This window comes from Ensifer sp. GW101-20A05 (assembly GCF_059424735.1).
Window position 1 is genome coordinate 97,863 of sequence record NZ_JBWKZT010000013.1, and the last position, 16,895, is coordinate 114,757.

Annotated in this window: 20 protein-coding genes; 11 read left to right on the top strand and 9 right to left on the bottom strand. The window is 62.9% G+C overall.

Going from position 1 to position 16,895, the window contains the following annotated elements; all coding sequences use genetic code 11:
• Positions 1 to 63: 63 nt before the first annotated feature.
• From AC070A_RS26315 to AC070A_RS26325, 3 genes are all read right to left on the bottom strand, one after another.
• A complete protein-coding gene (locus AC070A_RS26315; RefSeq protein ID WP_218373728.1) occupies positions 64 to 498 on the bottom strand; it encodes a DoxX family protein in 435 nt (144 codons plus the stop codon).
• Positions 499 to 719: 221 nt separating this feature from the next.
• On the bottom strand, positions 720 to 1,313 hold the full coding sequence (locus AC070A_RS26320; RefSeq protein ID WP_492384002.1) for an NADPH-dependent F420 reductase: 594 nt from the start codon (positions 1,311 to 1,313) through the stop codon (positions 720 to 722).
• 35 nt (positions 1,314 to 1,348) lie between these two features.
• Positions 1,349 to 2,254, bottom strand: coding sequence for a pirin family protein (locus tag AC070A_RS26325; RefSeq protein WP_218373730.1), 906 nt, complete (start codon positions 2,252 to 2,254; stop codon positions 1,349 to 1,351).
• Between the two features lie 129 nt (positions 2,255 to 2,383).
• On the opposite strand from AC070A_RS26325, the gene AC070A_RS26330 reads away from it, so the two are divergent.
• Positions 2,384 to 3,310, top strand: a complete 927-nt coding sequence (locus AC070A_RS26330) for a LysR family transcriptional regulator (RefSeq protein ID WP_093233849.1) — start codon at positions 2,384 to 2,386, stop codon at positions 3,308 to 3,310.
• A gap of 114 nt (positions 3,311 to 3,424) precedes the next feature.
• On the opposite strand, the gene AC070A_RS26335 is transcribed toward AC070A_RS26330, so the two are convergent.
• The 5 genes from AC070A_RS26335 to wrbA all read right to left on the bottom strand — a co-directional run bounded on the left by AC070A_RS26335 (position 3,425) and on the right by wrbA (position 7,114).
• Positions 3,425 to 4,372 carry a quinone oxidoreductase family protein gene (locus tag AC070A_RS26335; protein WP_492384001.1) on the bottom strand — a complete coding sequence of 316 codons (948 nt, stop codon included), beginning with the start codon at positions 4,370 to 4,372 and terminating at the stop codon, positions 3,425 to 3,427.
• Between the two features lie 19 nt (positions 4,373 to 4,391).
• Entirely contained in the window at positions 4,392 to 5,162 is a 771-nt protein-coding gene (locus AC070A_RS26340; protein ID WP_112947742.1) for an SDR family NAD(P)-dependent oxidoreductase, read from the bottom strand.
• Positions 5,163 to 5,192: 30 nt separating this feature from the next.
• Positions 5,193 to 5,630, bottom strand: a complete 438-nt coding sequence (locus AC070A_RS26345) for an ester cyclase (RefSeq protein WP_218373733.1) — start codon at positions 5,628 to 5,630, stop codon at positions 5,193 to 5,195.
• Positions 5,631 to 5,654: 24 nt separating this feature from the next.
• Positions 5,655 to 6,422, bottom strand: coding sequence for an SDR family NAD(P)-dependent oxidoreductase (locus AC070A_RS26350; RefSeq protein WP_218373734.1), 768 nt, complete (start codon positions 6,420 to 6,422; stop codon positions 5,655 to 5,657).
• Between the two features lie 92 nt (positions 6,423 to 6,514).
• Positions 6,515 to 7,114 carry an NAD(P)H:quinone oxidoreductase gene (gene wrbA, locus AC070A_RS26355; protein WP_093233854.1) on the bottom strand — a complete coding sequence of 200 codons (600 nt, stop codon included), beginning with the start codon at positions 7,112 to 7,114 and terminating at the stop codon, positions 6,515 to 6,517.
• Between the two features lie 253 nt (positions 7,115 to 7,367).
• Here wrbA and AC070A_RS26360 point away from each other — a divergent pair, with 253 nt between their 5' ends.
• From AC070A_RS26360 to AC070A_RS26405, 10 genes are all read left to right on the top strand, one after another.
• Complete coding sequence (locus AC070A_RS26360) at positions 7,368 to 8,285, top strand: LysR family transcriptional regulator (RefSeq protein ID WP_218373736.1); 918 nt, start codon at positions 7,368 to 7,370, stop codon at positions 8,283 to 8,285.
• 99 nt (positions 8,286 to 8,384) lie between these two features.
• Positions 8,385 to 9,461, top strand: coding sequence for an amidohydrolase family protein (locus tag AC070A_RS26365; RefSeq protein ID WP_492384000.1), 1,077 nt, complete (start codon positions 8,385 to 8,387; stop codon positions 9,459 to 9,461).
• A complete protein-coding gene (locus AC070A_RS26370) occupies positions 9,454 to 9,792 on the top strand; it encodes a metal-sulfur cluster assembly factor (protein ID WP_218373740.1) in 339 nt (112 codons plus the stop codon). The genes AC070A_RS26365 and AC070A_RS26370 overlap by 8 nt, the downstream gene beginning before the upstream one ends.
• Positions 9,789 to 10,670, top strand: a complete 882-nt coding sequence (locus AC070A_RS26375; RefSeq protein ID WP_492383999.1) for an alpha/beta fold hydrolase — start codon at positions 9,789 to 9,791, stop codon at positions 10,668 to 10,670. The genes AC070A_RS26370 and AC070A_RS26375 overlap by 4 nt, the downstream gene beginning before the upstream one ends.
• A gap of 124 nt (positions 10,671 to 10,794) precedes the next feature.
• Positions 10,795 to 11,559 (top strand): SDR family NAD(P)-dependent oxidoreductase, encoded by a 765-nt coding sequence (locus AC070A_RS26380; RefSeq protein ID WP_112947747.1) that lies wholly within the window; start codon positions 10,795 to 10,797, stop codon positions 11,557 to 11,559.
• Between the two features lie 25 nt (positions 11,560 to 11,584).
• Positions 11,585 to 12,274, top strand: coding sequence for a fumarylacetoacetate hydrolase family protein (locus AC070A_RS26385; RefSeq protein WP_492383998.1), 690 nt, complete (start codon positions 11,585 to 11,587; stop codon positions 12,272 to 12,274).
• Positions 12,271 to 12,921: a maleylacetoacetate isomerase gene (gene maiA / locus AC070A_RS26390; protein ID WP_492383997.1), complete on the top strand. Its 651-nt coding sequence runs from the start codon at positions 12,271 to 12,273 to the stop codon at positions 12,919 to 12,921. Before AC070A_RS26385 ends, maiA begins: the two co-directional genes overlap by 4 nt.
• Complete coding sequence (locus AC070A_RS26395; RefSeq protein WP_492383996.1) at positions 12,918 to 14,216, top strand: MFS transporter; 1,299 nt, start codon at positions 12,918 to 12,920, stop codon at positions 14,214 to 14,216. Before maiA ends, AC070A_RS26395 begins: the two co-directional genes overlap by 4 nt.
• Positions 14,206 to 15,261, top strand: a complete 1,056-nt coding sequence (gtdA, locus tag AC070A_RS26400) for a gentisate 1,2-dioxygenase (protein WP_112947749.1) — start codon at positions 14,206 to 14,208, stop codon at positions 15,259 to 15,261. Before AC070A_RS26395 ends, gtdA begins: the two co-directional genes overlap by 11 nt.
• Positions 15,254 to 15,736 (top strand): VOC family protein, encoded by a 483-nt coding sequence (locus AC070A_RS26405; RefSeq protein ID WP_492383995.1) that lies wholly within the window; start codon positions 15,254 to 15,256, stop codon positions 15,734 to 15,736. Before gtdA ends, AC070A_RS26405 begins: the two co-directional genes overlap by 8 nt.
• A gap of 586 nt (positions 15,737 to 16,322) precedes the next feature.
• Here the strand turns inward: AC070A_RS26405 and AC070A_RS26410 are convergent.
• A complete protein-coding gene (locus AC070A_RS26410; protein WP_113131832.1) occupies positions 16,323 to 16,883 on the bottom strand; it encodes a GNAT family N-acetyltransferase in 561 nt (186 codons plus the stop codon).
• Positions 16,884 to 16,895 lie beyond the last annotated feature (12 nt).

Sequence of the window (16,895 nt, forward strand, 5' to 3'; positions counted from 1 at the left end):
TTCTTGCTTGGAATGGAAGCTGACACAGGAGCGCCGGCTCGAAAGCCGGCGCGGTCCTTCCGCCTAGCGGCGCCAGCCATCGATGCTGAACTTGCCGCCGCCGAAAGCGACGACATGCAACAGGCCACCGGCCATGGCGATGTTCTTGAAGAAGTGAACGAACTGGTTCAGGTCTGCGAGGTCGTTGTGGAAGCTGACTGCTGTGGCGACGGAGAACACGGCAAGACCCGCTGCGACGAGGCGCGTCTGGTAGCCGAAGACAAGGGCGGCGCCGCCGATGAGTTCCACGGCGAGTGCTGCGCCATAGGCCAGCGTCGGGAACGGCAGGCCGACGGATGCGATATAGCCGATCGTCATCGCCGGGGCGGTGAGCTTGCTGAAGCCCGACAGCAGAAAGATCAGGCTGATGAGGATGCGACCGATGGCCGGCAGAACGGCCTGAACGGCGGCGGAGGACGTCAGGTCTTCGGTCTGACGAGCGGTTGCGATATGCGACATGCTGGTTTCCTTTGAAATCGGCAGCCACCATGGCCGCTCTGTGGAAACAACTATGCCGCGATCGAACTCATCGCAAAAGCCGAATAAAATAGACGATAACGCTCTATAATTTCGAACGTTTTGGGCTGCGTTCCAGCCACGGATTCCCATGCGAAAAACCCCCATCGCTGGCGCGATGAGGGCGTTGACGCTGAGTATGGGCGGGCCGTGAAAGGGCTCCGTCAGCCCTTCTTGATCAGATTGACCGCCACCAGTGGACCGCCGAACTGTTGCATGGGCGCGGCGGCCTTGAGGCCACCGAGATCGAGTGCCGCAAAGCCTAGTTTCTCGACAAGGTCTGCGACGCGGGTGTTGGCGTTTTGATCGTCGCCGGACAACAACACGACCCGGCGTCCCGATGCCTCGGCGGGGTCGGCTGCGAGCACGGCGGCCGGAAGCGTATTGAAGGCCTTGACCACTTTTGCGCCTGGAAGCGTCTCCGCGACGATCTCGCTCGATAGCCTGCCGCCAAGGTCGGCGGGGCGGAATTCGGGGAAGGTGATCGCATTGGTGGCGTCGATGACGATCGTCCCCGTCCAGTCCTTGCGAACCTTTGCCAGGTCGGGCACCGCCGTGAACGGCAGGGCGAGGATGACGATATCCTGCGCCACGGCTTCGTCGATCTCGACGGGGATTGTCGTGTCGCCGGACTTCCTGGCGGCGGCAAGCGATGCGGGCCCTCGGCTGTTGGCCACTTTGACAGGTATTTCCTTTGACGCGAAATGTGCGATGAGCGCCGAGCCGATGGCACCGGATCCGATGATTGCGTAGGTCATTTCGATTTCCTTCAGTTTCCTTGTTTGGGATGGGGCTAGGTGATGTTTCTGGGCCCGTCGGGCAGCGGCGTAAACTCCGTTTCTCCCGGCACACCTGGGAACACCCGGTCTTGCCAGTCGAGGGCCGCCTGCTCGATGCGGTCGCGGCGGCTCGACACGAAATTCCAGAAAATGTGCCGTTTCTCGGCGAGCGGTTCGCCGCCCAGCACCATGAGCCGCGCTGGGCCAATCGCCTGGAGGACGATTTCGGAGCCGGGTTTGAAGACAACCAGTTGATCCTGCCTGAACCGCTCTTGCTGTCGGGTGACTTCGATCGTTCCACTGATGACGAAGACGGCCCGCTCGATGTGCTCACCGTCGAGGCGGAAGCGCGCGCCGGCCGCCAGGGCCACGTCGGCATTGAACATGTCGGAGAACATTTTTGCCGGCGCGCGCTCGCCATGAAGCGAGCCTGCGATCAGGCGCATGTCGACGCCTTCCCCCTCGATGCGCGGCAGCGCATCCGCCGCAATATGCTGGAAGCCAGGGTCCGTTTCCTCGTGCGTGGTCGGAAGCGCCACCCAGCTTTGAAAGCCGAACAGACGTCCTCCTCTCTGGCGTAGCGTGTCGCTGCTTCGCTCGGAGTGGACAATCCCCCTACCTGCGGTCATCACGTTGACTTCACCCGGCCTTATCTTCTGGACATAATTCTCGCTGTCGCGATGGATGATTTCTCCGTTGATCAGATAGCTGATCGTCGACAGTCCGATATGCGGGTGCGGTCGCGAGTCGATCCCGGCGCCGGGACCGAACGTCACGGGTCCGAAGCTGTCCAGAAATATGAAGGGACCGACCGTGCGTCGCAGCGGTGACGGAAGCGCACGCTTGACCGAGAACCCGCCAAGGTCGCGCGTCGCCGGGAGGATGATCTGTTCTATTCGTGTATTCGAGGCATAAGTCATTTTCGCTCCTTCAACGATCCAGTCTCAGCCGGGAGGCGAGGGGGACGCTGCTGTCGAGTTCGAAATTACCGCTGGTCGCTTGTGGAAAAAACTGACATAAAATGAAGGCAAACGTTCGAGGAAATAGATATGCAGAATCCGGGCATGCCGACCCTTGATCAACTTAAGGTGTTTCTCACCGTGGTGGATGTCGGCAGTTTCGCGGGGGCCGCGCGCAAGCTGGGCAGGGCCACATCGGTCATCAGCTACTCGATCGCGAACCTTGAGGCACAGCTCGGAATTTCCCTGTTCGATCGCGACACGACGAAGAAGCCGCAGCTGACGACCGAAGGACGCACGGTGCTCGCCGAGGCGAGGATCGTGTCGAACGGCGTCAGCGGTCTGCGGGCGAAGGTAAGGGCAATGCTCGAGGGCGTTGAGCCCGAGATTCATGTGGCGCTGGACGTCATGCTGCCCGCTGCACGCGTTACCGATGCATTGAAGGCGTTCAGCGAAGAGTTTCCGTCTGTCACACTCCATCTCTATGTGGAAGCGTTGGGCGCGGTTGCGCAGATGGTGCTGGATCGCAAGGCGGTGATCGGCGTCAGCGGGCCGCTCGATATCGAGATTGATGGCATTGAGCGGATCGGCGCCGGCTTCGTCCAGCTTGTTCCCGTGGCAGCACCATCCCATCCGTTGGCAAAGGCGGGCAGGAACCTTCCGGGCGCCGGGCGCGAGCACGTCCAGCTCGTTCTCACCGATCGTTCGAAATTGACAGAAGGGTTTGAGCTGGGCGTTGTCGGCGCCAGGACCTGGCGCCTGGCCGATCTCGGCTCCAAGCATATGCTCTTGAAAGAGGGGATGGGTTGGGGAAACATGCCCGAGCCGATGGTCAGAGAAGACATTCGAACCGGCCGCCTGGTTCATCTCGACCTACCGGACTGCAAGGGCGGTCCCTATCGGCTCCAGGCGGTCCACCGCACGGATGTCCCTCCCGGTCCCGCCGGCCGCTTCCTGATATCGCATTTCGAAGGCCAAGCCGAAGGCGACGACATGGTCTATTCCAACCGTTGGTAGGCGTCGCACTTCGAGCGTTCTTCACACAGAGCTGACCCTGGCAATCAACCGGGCGGTCAGGGCATCGGCCGACGAGAAGCGAACCGACTACGCTGAGCGCACCGGCCGCCACGGTCAATTCATGATGAGGACATTCTTGGCTGCGGCTTCACCCGAAGCGGTGCTGCGATAGGCATCGCCCGCCTGGTCGAATGCCCATTGCCGCAAGGCTGGTTTCTTGAAGGAACCATCGTCGAACGCGGCCCTTAGCCGGTCGAGGATGCCTGCGATCTCTTCACCCGACAGCTTTGCGGTGTCGACCCCCAAGAGCTCCGAACGGTTGTGGTAGAAATCGGCGAGATCGAACTCGACGCGCTTCTGGCCGACGCTGGTGATGGCGAGATGGCGGCCGCCCACAGCCAGTGATTTGAGCGACGGCTCGAACATGGCGCCGCCCACCGCATCCAGAACCAGATCGGTTCCCTTGCCCCAGGTCGCTTTGCGGACGGCGTCTGGCAGGTTCGCTTTCGATAGGTCGATGAAATCATCGGCGTCGTTTGCAGCTTCGCTTCTGGCGGCCACGATGACGCGGGCGCCAAGATGACGAGCGACCTGTGTGGCGGCCCGACCGACGGCTCCGAGACCGCCGGTAATCAGAAGCGTCTCGCCCTTCTTCAGCGAGCCGACATCGACGAGTGCATGCCAGGCGGTGACGAAGGGGGCCCCGACCGCGGCCGCCTGGGCCATCGACAGGCTCGCGGGCTTCTCCGACAACCAGCTTGCCGGCAGGACGACATAGTCGGCATGCGCACCGTCGCGCCGAAACCCGAAGCCGGCGCCGCTGCCCCAGACATGCTTGCCGACAAGTGCGTTGCCTTCGACGACCACGCCGGCGAAATCCCGCCCAGGTGTGCGCGGAACCGCGCCGCCAAACAATCCGCTGACGATCTTGGCGTCGCTCGGATTGATCGCCGCAGCGTGGATCTTGACGAGAACTTCGCCGGCATTGAGGGCGGGGGTGGGGATATCCCGGTGAACAAGCACATCCGGCGTGCCGAATTGTTCGAAACGAAGGGCTTTCATTGTCGAGTTCCTTTAGGGGTCAGAGGACAGCCAGCAGGCCGCCGTCCACGAGCAGCGCGATGCCCGAGACGTAGCTGGAGAGATCCGAGCCGAGATAGGCGACCGCGTCGCCCACCTCGGAGGGCTGGCCGAGGCGGCGTAGCGGCGTGCGCTTGCGAAACCCTTCCGCTGCCTCGGCAATGCCGGGGCTGGTGCGCAAAAGCTCAGTGTCGATGGTCCCCGGTGCGACGGCGTTGACGCGGATGCCGTCGGGGCCGAGCGCGTCGGCAAGCGATTTCGCCATGAGAACGACGCCGCCCTTGCTGGTGGAATAGGCAACCGTGATGCCGGCGCCCGATATCCCGCCCATGCTGGCCATCAGCACGATGCTGCCGCCCTTGCCATTCGCCTTCATCTGGCGGGCGGCGGCCTGCGCGCCGAACAGCGGGCCATCGAGATTGATCGACAACAGCCGGTGGTAATCTTCCTCAGGTACGTCCGCGCCGTCGGTGCGCAGCGTGATCCCGGCATTGGCGACCATGACATCGACGCCGCCGAATTCAGCCGACGCTTCGATGAGGGCGTCATTGTCGGCGCGTTTGCTGACGTCGGTTTTGACGAAGCGGGCGGCCGATCCGACTGCCTCGATTTCCGCGACCGTCGGTCGGCCGCCTTCGCGCGGCGCCTCGGTGATATCGGCCACGATCACGGCTTTCGCCCCATGTTCGGCGGCGCGGATGGCGATGGCGCGGCCGATGCCGCTCGAAGCGCCGGTCACGACGACCACCTTGTTCTTCAGAATGTCACTCATGGCAAGTTTCCTTCGGCGAGATGGGATGGCTCAGCTCTTCGGCTGAAGCTGGAGGCCGAGTTGGCCGACAAGCGAATAGAGGTTGGCAACGCCCCAGTGTTCGGTGATCTTGCCGTCGACGACGCGCATGGCATCGACCGTCTCGAACTGGATCGTCTTGCCGGTGGGCTCGATGCCGAGGAAGGTTCCCTCATGCGTGCCGTAATAGGTCTTGAAGGTCGTCACGAGGTTGCCGTCGGCCGTCTGCCAGTGGATGACCGCATGGAAATCCGGGAAAGCCTTGCGCAGGCCGGCATAGAGGCCGCGCACACCCTCCTTGTCTGGCACCATGTTCGGTTGCGGCGTATGGTCGAGAAAATCTTCGGAAAACACTTCGTCGAAGACGGCGAAATTGCCCTTTCCCTGTACTTCCTCGGTGTTCCGGCGAACCACTGCGATCGCCGCTTCGCTTTCTGCACTTCTGGTCATGGTCGTATCCTTCGATGTCAGGGGTTAGAGTTCGAAACCGCCGATGGTCATGCCGCCGTCGACGACGATCATCTGGCCGAAGACGTAGCTTGCGGCCGGGGAACTGAGCCACACGGCCACTTCGGCGAGTTCGCGCGGCTGGCCGCCCCGCTTGGCGGGGATGGCTTTTCGGGCAAGGTCGGCAAAAGCCGGGTTCTGGGCGCTGTTGGCCACCACCATCGGTGTTTCGGTCCAGCCGGGGGCAAGCGCGTTGACGCGAATGTTGCGGCTGGCGTTCTCCATCGCCGCGACGCGCGTCAGACCATGGATGCCGTGTTTGGAGGCGGCATAGGCGCTCATGCCGCCCGGTCCGGTCAGCGCCGCGACGGAAGCCGTGTTGGTGATCGCGCCCGCACCTGTCTTTGCGATCAGCGGGATCTCGTATTTCATGCCGAGGAACACGCTGCGCAGGTTGACGGTCAGCACCCGGTCGAAATCGTCGGTCGGGTAGTCCTCGATCCGGTGAGTACCGCCGGTGATGCCCGCGTTGTTGAACGCCGCATCCAGCCGACCGGCGTCCTTCTCGACGCGCGCTAGGAAGGCCTTCACCTCCTCTTCGCTCGAAACGTCGACGCTGAAGATATCGATCTTTCCCGTCGCCGCGATGTCCTTCGTTTCCTCAAGGCCGCTCTGATTGAGGTCGGCCGCGAAAACATGGGCACCGCGCTCGACAAACAGCCTTGCCGCCTCCCGGCCGATCCCCGAGCCTGCGCCAGTGACCAGGACCACTTTGCCGTCGAAATCCGCTGACATGGCTTCGCTCCTCGCCCGCGCGCGGGACGATGTTTCCTTGGAATTGTCGGGGTTGATTGGAAGCCGAAGGCGCTAGCCTCCGACGGATCGGCCTAGCCGAAGACCTTGATGGCAGCAGCGGCTACCAGTTCGCCCTGGTGGCGGGCACCGGCGAGGTCGATTTCGGTCGGCCGGCGCGATCCGTCGCCGCCGGCCACCGTGGTTGCGCCGTAGGGCGCGCCGCCGACGATTTCGTCGACGCTCATCTGGCCCTGGTGGCTGTAAGGAAGCCCGACGATCATCATGCCGAAATGTAAGAGGTTGGTGATGATCGAGAACAGGGTGGTTTCCTGTCCGCCATGCTGGGTTGCGCTGGAAGAAAAGGCCGCACCAATCTTTCCATGCAAGGCCCCCTTGACCCACAGGCCGCCCGCCTGATCGAGAAACGCAGCCATCTGCGAGGACATACGGCCAAAGCGCGTGCCGGTCCCAACCACGATCGCATCATAGCCCGCAAGCTCGGCAATGGTGGCGACCGGAGCTACCTGATCGAGCTTGAAATGATTGTTGCGCGCGATCTCCTCCGGAACGGTCTCCGGAACGCGCTTGACGTCGACATGGGCTCCCGCCTTTCGGGCGCCCTCCGCGATGGCATAGGCCATCGTCTCGATATGTCCGTAGGTAGAATAATAGAGGACCAGTACTTTCGCCATTGTTGTTCTCCGTTGGATTGAAGCAGTCGCCCTTGCGGCTTGGGAAAAAGCTCGCATCAAATAGCTTAGGGGAATAGTCGAATAAAATGATTGGTTACGGTCGAGAAAATCGAACGATATAGCGCGAGATGCGGTAGCCCGACCGTTCGATTTCTTCGACCGTAATCCTCGAATCTTTGCCGCTTTTGCCGAAATTTCAGGCGTGTAGCCTTCTGCGGGAAGCAAGCGAGTGTGCTGGGGAAGGGAGGCGGTCATGGATTTGCGCAGACTTCGCTATTTCGTTGCCGTGGCCGAGGAGCTTCATTTCGGCCGGGCCGCCGAGCGGGTGCATGTCGTGCAATCGGCCGTCAGCCAGCAACTGAAACTTCTGGAAGACGAACTCGGCTTCACCCTGATCCGGCGCTCGCGCCAGGATGTCAGCCTCACCCTGCTCGGCGAGGTCTTTCTTCCCGAGGCGCGCGAGATCCTGCAGCGCACGGAGGAGGCCGTGGGCCGGCTGAAGGCATCGGCGAGCGGCATTGTCGGGCGCCTGTCCATCGGCTTCGTCGACAACGTGCTGTGGACGCTACTGTCGCCGATCATCCGCGACTTTCGCGAGCGTTGGCCGCATGTCGATCTCAAGCTGATCCCAATGGACCGGGACGTTCAGGTGGAGGCCATCGCCGCCGGCACGGTCGATATCGGCATTATCCCGGCGCCCTCCCATCTTGCCGACGCCGTCAGGACCGAGGTGCTAATCTCCGCGCCGCTGATGGTCGCTCTTCCATCCGCGAACGTGCTGGCGTTGAGGGCCAAAGTCGAGATGGCCGAGCTTGCCGCCGAGCCCTTCGTGACCTTTCCCCTTCAGATGAACAGCCGCATTCTCGACCTGCTCAAGACGGCTTGCGCGGGGGCGGGTTTTGCTCCGCGCATCGCTCAAGAAGGAGGGCAGTTGCACACGCTGCTCTCCCTCGTCAGCGCCGGGCTCGGCGTGACGCTGGTGCCAAAATGGGTGGCGCAGCTTCCCCAACCGGGGGTCGTCTTTCGCGACTTGGCGGACTTTTCCACCCCCTATGAACTGTTGCTTGCCTGGAAGGACGACGAGGCGAACCCGTCTGCGGTGACCTTCCGCGAGGTGGCGCACGACGTCGTTGAAATGATCCTGGGGGCTCCGCGGGCCGTCAGGTCGTAATCTCAAAACAAGATCACGAGGTCATTAATCCTCGTTGGACGAAGATCGCAATTTCAAGAAGACTTCAAGCAACGCAAAAATTGAGATGGGAGGATCCCAATGATAGACGGTCTGAACGTGATAGACGCTGTCATCCATGCCTACAATATGGATGAGAAAAATTTCGCCAATCGCTTCGCAAAACCTTTGTGCGATCTTGTCTATGACTCGGTCATCGCATCCGCGCTTCCCGGTTATGCACCGACGCGGAAACAATTCTACCGGGACTGGAGTATTGAGGAGACGGTCGATCAGGTTTTCGTCGAGAGCGACACCGATCTGGCAGTTTACCACGCCCTGCCGATCTACTCCTTCCACGATGGCCTCTGTAGTTTCGAAAAGGCCGTCGAGGCGAAGGAGCGGTGGCCGAACCGGATGATCACCTATTGCGGCGTCGATCCACTGATGGGTGCCGCCGCGCTCGACGAACTCGAACGTCAGGTCGAGATCCTGAAACCCGTCGGCCTGAAACTCTATCCCAACAGCTGGGTCGGACAGGAAATCCAGGGCTGGAAGATGGACGATCCGGAGGTGGCCTTCCCGCTGTTCCAGCGTGCCCAGGAACTCGGCATCAAGGTGGTGGCGATCCACAAGGCGCTGCCGCTCGGCCCGGTCGCCATCGACCATTATCGTGTCAGTGACATCGACCGCGCCTGCATGGCCTTCCCGGACCTCAATTTCGAGATCATCCACGGCGGCATGGCTTTTGCGGAGGAAACCGCCTGGCAACTCGCGCGCTTCCCCAATGTCTACGTAAATTTTGAAATCACCTGCGCGCTCGCCGCGACCCGGCCCGCCGCCTTCCAGCACATCATGGCGTCGCTCGTCGGCCCCGGCGGACCGAACGCGATCGACCGAATTTTATGGGGAACGGGCGCGATGGCCTTCCATCCGCAGCCTCTTCTGGAAGCCTTCGTGCACAAGTTCGCCTTCCCGGACGAACTCGTCTCCGGCGCGGGCCTGCCGCAGATCGACCGGGCGGCGAAGAAGAAGATCCTCTTCGACAACTACGCCCGCATGACCGGCCTCGACCTGGAATCGCGCATTGCCGCGACGAAGGACGACGAATTCGCCAAGCGCCGGCGTGCCGGCGTGGCAGCACCCTTCTCGACCATGAAGGAGCCGACCCATGCTTGACGAGGCAGCAATCTATGGCGCCCTCGAAAGGGTCGTCGACCCGTGCTCGATCGCGACAGGCGCGCCGATCACCCTTCGTGAAATGGGCATGATCGAGGCAATCGATATCGATGGCGGCGCGGTGCGGGTGACGCTCCGGCTGACAAGCCCCGTCTGCTGGCAGGCGGCCAACATCATCGCCATGGTCGAAAAGGCGGTCGGTGCGCTGCCGGAGGTCGACAGCGTGGACTGCGCGCTGAACGGCCGGGCGCAGTGGGTGCCCGACATGATGCACCCGGACGCGACGGCGCGCCTGCGCCGCCTGCGCCCCTTGCCGGAGGCGCGGCCGTGAACGCCGCCGAAAAAGTTCCGCCGGTCGAAAAGGCCTATCGCAGCCGTATTGTCGATGTCGACGGGGTCCGCACGCATTACCTGGAGGCCGGCGAGGGGCCGGTCATCGTGCTGCTGCACAGCGGCGAGTTCGGCGGCTGCGCAGAGCTGAGTTGGGAGTATCTGATCCCGAGGCTTGCGGAACGCTACCGGGTGATCGCCCCGGATTGGCTGGGTTTCGGAAAGTCGGCGAAGCTCCATGATTTCGAGGGCAAGCGGGCGCGCATGATCGCGCATATGGCGCGCTTCCTGGCGGTGCTGGCGATCGGCCGCGCCTCGTTCGTCGGCAATTCCATGGGCGCGACCTTCCTGTTGCAGATCGCGGCGGAACGGCATCCCGGCTTTGCCATCGACCGGCTTGTTGCAATCAGCGGCGGCGGCTGGATGCCGGAGAATGCGGCACGCAAACGTCTCACGGATTACGACGGCAGCCTGGACGGTATGGCAGGCATCCTACAGTCGCTGTTCGAGGGCAGTGTCTGGCACGCCGACGAGGATTATGTGCGCCGGCGCCATGCCCTGAGCATGGCGCCGGGTGCCTGGGAGGCGGTGGCCGCCGCCCGCTTCCGGTCGCCAAATGCGCTGGAGCGCAGGGAGTTTGGCCAGGCGGACGCGACCAACTACGAAGCGATCGGCGTCCCGACGCTGCTGATCGCCGGCGCCGAAGACAAGCTGCGTCTGCCCGGTTACGCCACTGACGTTGCAAAGCGCATTGCCGACAGCAAGGTTGCCGTCATTCCGGGTTGCGGCCATTGCGCCAACATCGAACGGCCGGACATCGTAGGTGATCTTCTCCTCGATTTCCTGACGGATAAGGCCGGACAGCCCGCCGCGGCCTGACCGGCACGGGCGAATACCGAACGATTTTCGCAACAACCGATCCCGCCGCAAAAGCGGCGGCGGCGAATGCCTGCGCCCGAAAACGGGGCAGGGACCCCATCACCAACCAATAAGGGAGCAAGACATGGCCAATCGTCTCAAGGGAAAAGTCGCAATTGTCACGGGTGCTGCCAGCGGCATCGGCCAGGGGACAGCGCTGCTGTTCGCCAGGGAAGGCGCGACCGTCGTCGGCGTCGACGTCAATCAGGAGGCGCTGGCCGGCACCGTCGCTACCGCGAAGGCCGACGGTTTCGAGATCGACGCCGTCTCCTATGACCTCACCAGCGAAGCGGGCGCGGCGGCACTCATGGACTATGTCGCGCAAAAATACGGCGGCATCGACACGCTGGTGACGGCGGCGGGATTCGTCGAGTTCGCATCCGTGCCCGAGATGACGCTGGCGCAGTGGCACAAGACGTTGAAGGGCGAACTCGACATCGTGTTTCTGCCCGTACGCGCCGCCTGGCCGCACATGATCAAGCGCGGCGGCGGCAGCATCGTCAACTTCGCTTCGATCTCCGCCTGGGGCGCGACCCGCAACATGGGCGCCATCGCCCATTCCACCGGCAAGGGCGGCGTGCTCTCGATGACCCGCCAGATGGCCTATGAGGGCGCGCCGCACGGCATCCGCGCCAACTCGGTCTCGCCCGGCATCATCCACACGCCCGCCGCCCAGTTCGCCTTCGACAACCTTCCGGGCTTCGAGGACTCGATGAAAGCCAACACGATGATCGGCCGCCACGGCAAGCCCGAGGATGTTGCCTGGGCCATCGTTTACCTCGTCTCCGATGAGGCGAGCTGGGTCACCGGCACGGACATCAAGGTGGATGGCGGTCTCACGGCCTGGTGAGACCCCGATCTCGACGGAGAGTGTCATGACAAACAGCCATGTCTTCCAGCCCCCGGCCGTTCCGGCCGTCCCGATCGTCGGCGGGGGCACCTTTCCGGTCCGGCGCATCTATTGCGTCGGCCGGAACTACGAGGCCCATGCGCGGGAAATGGGTTTTGCAGTCGACCGCGAGGAGCCGTTCTTCTTCTTGAAGCCTGCCGACACGGTGGAGCTGGACGGTGCGCGCATTCCCTATCCGCGGATGACCGGCAACTACCACTACGAAGTGGAACTCGTGGTCGCCATCGGCAAGTCAGGCGCTGACATTCCGATTGAGGCCGCTGCGTCACATATCTTCGGTTACGCCGTCGGCCTCGACATGACGCGCCGCGACGTGCAGATCGCCGCCCGCGAAAAAGGCCGGCCCTGGGATATGGGCAAGGCCTTCGATCGCTCCGCACCGATCGGCGAAATCGTCCCCGTTACTAGGTGGGATGCGGTTGCGGAGGCGACGGTGACGCTCGACGTCAACGGCGAGCGCCGGCAGGAAAGCAGGCTCTCCAAGCTGATCTGGTCGGTCGACGAGATCATCCACTGGCTGTCGCGCTACATGAACCTCGCCCCCGGCGACCTCGTCTATACCGGCACGCCCGAGGGCGTCGGTGCCGTGGTGAGCGGCGACAGGCTCGACGCCCGCATCAATGGGCTGCCGCCGCTTCGGGTGTCGATCACATGAGCGAGCCCATTACCCTCCACGGCTACTACCGCTCCTCGGCTTCGTTCCGGGTGCGCATCGCGCTCAACCTCAAGGGGTTGGCCTACCGGACCGTGTCCCATCACCTGAGGCGCGGTGAGCAGAATCTACCGGACTACCGGCACATCAATCCGCAGGGTCTGGTTCCGGCGGCGGAGATCGACGGCCAGCTCTTTACGCAGTCGCTGGCGATCATCGAGTATCTGGACGAGACGCGGCGCGATCCGCCGCTGCTGCCCGAAGATGCCGCTGGCCGTGCTCGCGTGCGCTCGCTCTCGCAGATCATCGCCTGTGATGTGCATCCGATCGACAATCTGCGGGTGCTGAACTACTTGCGCGGGCCGCTCGGTCAGCCGGACGAGGCCGTCGCCCGTTGGTACAACCATTGGATCTGCGAAGGGTTTCAAGCGCTCGAGGCCCTGCTTTCGAAGAGCCGCCATACCGGACGGTTCTGCCATGGCGACACAGTCTCGATCGCCGATGTCTGCCTCGTGCCGCAGATCATCAACGCGAAGACCTACGCCTTGGACCTCTCTCCCTTTCCCACAGTCAAACGCATCGCGGATGCGGCGCTCTTGCTGGCCGCTTTCGAACGCGCTTTGCCAGCCAACCAGGAGGACGCAGAATGATACCCGTCGTAACGAATGCAAACGATACGGTCGACCGATCCGGGCGGCCGAAGGGCTACGAGTGGAAGGCGGTGACGCTGTTGTCGCTCGGCCTCGGTCTCGTCGGTGTCGACCGGTTCATTATCGTGCCGATGATGCCGGTTCTCGGCCGCGATCTCGGCCTCGATTACCAGGATCTTGGCATCATCACCGGGGCGCTCGCGGTGGCCTGGGGTCTGTCCTCGCTCTTCACCGGTAACCTCTCCGATCGCTTCGGTTTCAAGAAGATCATGGTGCCGGCGCTCTTCATCTTCTCGTTGATCGCAGGCTTCAGCGGTCTTGCGACGGGCCTCGCCTCGCTTGTGCTTGCCCGCGTCTTGATGGGTCTGGCAGAAGGCGCGTTCACGCCGGCCAGCATCATCGCGACGATGGATGCCTCGCCGCCGAAACGCCATGGGCTGAACGTCGGCATCCAGCAGACCATGCCGGCATTGCTCGGCCTCGGCCTCGCGCCGCTCGCGGTGACGCAGTTGCTCAAGGTCGTCGATTGGCCTTGGATCTTCCTGATGGTCGCTATTCCGGGGCTGATCGTCGCCTATCTCCTGCACCGGACCCTGGAGCAGCCGGCGCCTTCGGAAATCGCGACCCATAGTACGACGCATGATGCCGGAACGCACCGTTGGTACGAGGTTTTCGCCTACAGGAACGTGCCGCTCGCCATTCTCTGCCAGCTGTTCTGGCTGACCTGCATCATCGTCGTCGCGGCGCTGTTTCCGAGCTACCTTGTCGACCATCTGCACCTCAACATGGACCAGATGGGTTTCATCCTCTCCTCCATGGGTTTTGGCGGGGCAATCGGCGCGTTGCTGCTGCCAGCGCTGTCCGATCGGGTCGGTCGCAAGCCCGTCATGCTCCTGTCGGCCGTGCTGGCCTTCGGCGCCTTCTGGATTTTCGGCGGAGCAGGCGCGAACGTCACCGTCCTCTTCCTCTGCATGATGGTGGCGATGGGCAGCCTTTATGCGCTCCTCACGCTGACGGTCGGTCCGATCACGGCCGAATCCGTGCCCGCTCGACTGATGGCCACGGGCTCCGGGATGGTCATCGGCATCGGTGAAATCTTCGGCGGCGGCTTTGCGCCCGCCATCGCCGGCACCATCGCAAAACATTACGGCATCGAGCATGCCGCGGCGGTCCCGCTCTATGCGCTCGGCCTCGGCATCGTCGTCATCCTGCTTCTCAAGGAAACCGCTCCCATCCGTCTTCGCGGCAAGGCTGTGGTCGAATCCATCGCGACAGGAGGCGTCAATGTCGGCTGATCATCGCGCGACCGCCTCGACGGAGGCCCTGCGTCAGGACTTCTACGACCGGATTGGCCGTAGCAACATGACGCCGTTGTGGACGTCGCTGGCCGATCTCGTCACACCGACGCCACGCAGCCACTGCCGCCCGGCGCATTGGAGCTTTCCGACGATCCGCGAGGCGATCCTGGAAGCGGGCGTGCTGATCACCGCCAAAGAGGCCGAGCGGCGCGTCCTCGTGCTCGAAAATCCCGGCCTGCGCGGACAATCGAAGATCACCACCGACCTCTATGCCGGGGTGCAGCTGGTTCTTCCCGGCGAGGTCGCCCCGGCCCACCGCCATACGCAAAGCGCGCTCCGCTTCGTGTTGGAAGGCAGCGGCGCTCATACCACGGTCAACGGCGAAAAGACTATCATGCACGAGGGCGATTTCATCATCACCCCGCCGATGGCCTGGCACGATCACGGCAACCAGAGCTCGGAGCCGATCTTCTGGCTCGACGGGCTCGACATCCCCATCGTCCAGTTCCTCGACGCCTCGTTCGCGGAACATCTCGACCGGGACGAGCAGCCGCTCGACCGCCCGATCGGCGACAGCGACGCCCGCTACGGTGCCAACCTCCTGCCAGTCGACCATGGCGTTGGTGGAGGCACGTCCCCCGTCTTCAACTACCCTTACGAGCGCACACGCGACGCACTGGAACGCATGCGCCGACACGATGCCTGGGATCCGTGTCACGGACTGAAGATGCGCTACACCAATCCGATCACCGGCAACCACGCCATGGCGACCATCGGCACCTTCATCCAGCTCTTGCCAAAGGGGTTTACCACCGCCCGTTACCGCTCGACCGATGCCACCGTTTTCGTACCGATCGAAGGGCGCGGGCGATCGCATATCGGCGATACCGTGATCGAATGGGGCAAGCGCGACATCTTCGTCGTGCCCTCGTGGCACGAAGTGCGGCATGAGAGCGACGAGGACAGTGTGCTCTTCTCCTTCTCCGATCGGCCCATTCAACAGGCGCTGTATCTGTTTCGGGAGGACAGAGGCCATGCCTGAGGACGTATCAGGCATAGCGATCCATCATATCGGCGTCACCGTCTCGTCCCTAAAAACGTCGCTGAACTTCTGGATCAACATTCTCGGCTTTGAGCTCATCGGAAGGGATTTATTGGAGGACCGTGATTTCGTTCGTGACGTGACAGGAGTTCGTGATGGGTCCATTGAGCTCGCCATGCTGGCAAAGGGCCCGCATGTCGTCGAACTTCTGGAGTACAAGACAGCGCATGGGCGAAAGGCGCTCACCTTCCAGGCGTGCGACAGCGGGGCATCGCACATCGGTCTCATGGTGCGGGACATCGATGCCATACTGCGCATGGCGGCGCCCTATGGCTGGACCGCCTTCGGCCTGCCACAGGTCGTGGCGAAGGGCCCTTGGGCCGGGCGGCGGGTTATCTATCTGAAGGGGCCGGACAATGTGCTGATCGAACTCGTCGAACCAGGTCCGGAGGGCGAGGGTGATATCATGCTCTGAGCGACAGAACGGCGGGACCATGGGGCGGCCTCCTCGAGCACCGCTATGGCCCAACCAGCTTGCGCACGCGAAGGTTTTGAGAAATGCGGCCTGGCGATCGGGAAACACCCATCTGGTAGTCAGGCTTGTTTGGGCGGCTCCGCGCATGACCCGGCTGTGCGGCCCTCTCGATTTCTGGATCCGTTACAACGCACCATGAAGTGCCATCTCTTCCGGAGGCTGGTCACGCACGAGGGTTACTTTGCCTGAGGTGGCAGAGTACGCCGGCATGTCGGAACGGACGTTGCGTCGTCATCTAGAGGCCTAGCTTGGCCAAAGCTGGCGGGAGTACACCTGTGGACAGCGGATGAACCGGGCGCTGGAGCTTCTGCGCAAGGAGGGTCGTTCCATAAAGGAGACTGCTTTCGGTTCAATCTCCGCGTTTTCAAGTGCGTTCTCTGGTTATGTCGGAAAGACACCCTCAGTTTACGCAAAGGCTTTTAGCCGGCGTCAGAGATCGAGTGCTGAATGAAGGTCGGGGAGTCGCGGCCGCCTCTCGGCGGGGGCTCAAGCGGGCGCAGCCCACCGGGTTTTCGAACTTCGATCGTCAACGGGTGGAGAGGGGCGGGGGAGGCGGTGGTGTCGTCGCGCCGGTGCCGAGCGAGCGTTGGACCATGACGCTGTCCGCCCAGCGCCCGTAGCGATAGGCTACCCCCTGCAGGAGGCCAACGCGAACGAAGTTGAACCGTTCGTGCAGCGACAGCGAGGCAACATTCTCGGCATCGATATAGCCGATCATCTGCCGGAAGCCGGCTGCCGCACAAGCGTCGATCAGGCCGCGCATCAGCAGACCTCCGATGCCCTGGCCCAGATGCTCGTGATGAACATAGATCGAGTGCTTGACGGTATAGCGGTAGGCAGGTCGCTTGCGAAACAGTACGACATAGGCGTAGCCGACCACTGCGCCCTCCTTGATCGCGACAAGGTGCGGGAAGCGGCGGCTCTTCAAGTTCTTCCGCCGCTCGCGCAGATCGTCCGGCTGCGGCGTGTCGCCCTCGTCCACACCCTCCTCGATGCCGCGGCGAATGTGGCGGCGATAGATCGCCAGCATCGCGTCCACGTCGCCGTCCCGCGACGGGCGAATGACAATTGACTTGTCCTGCTGCATGAGGGATCCGAA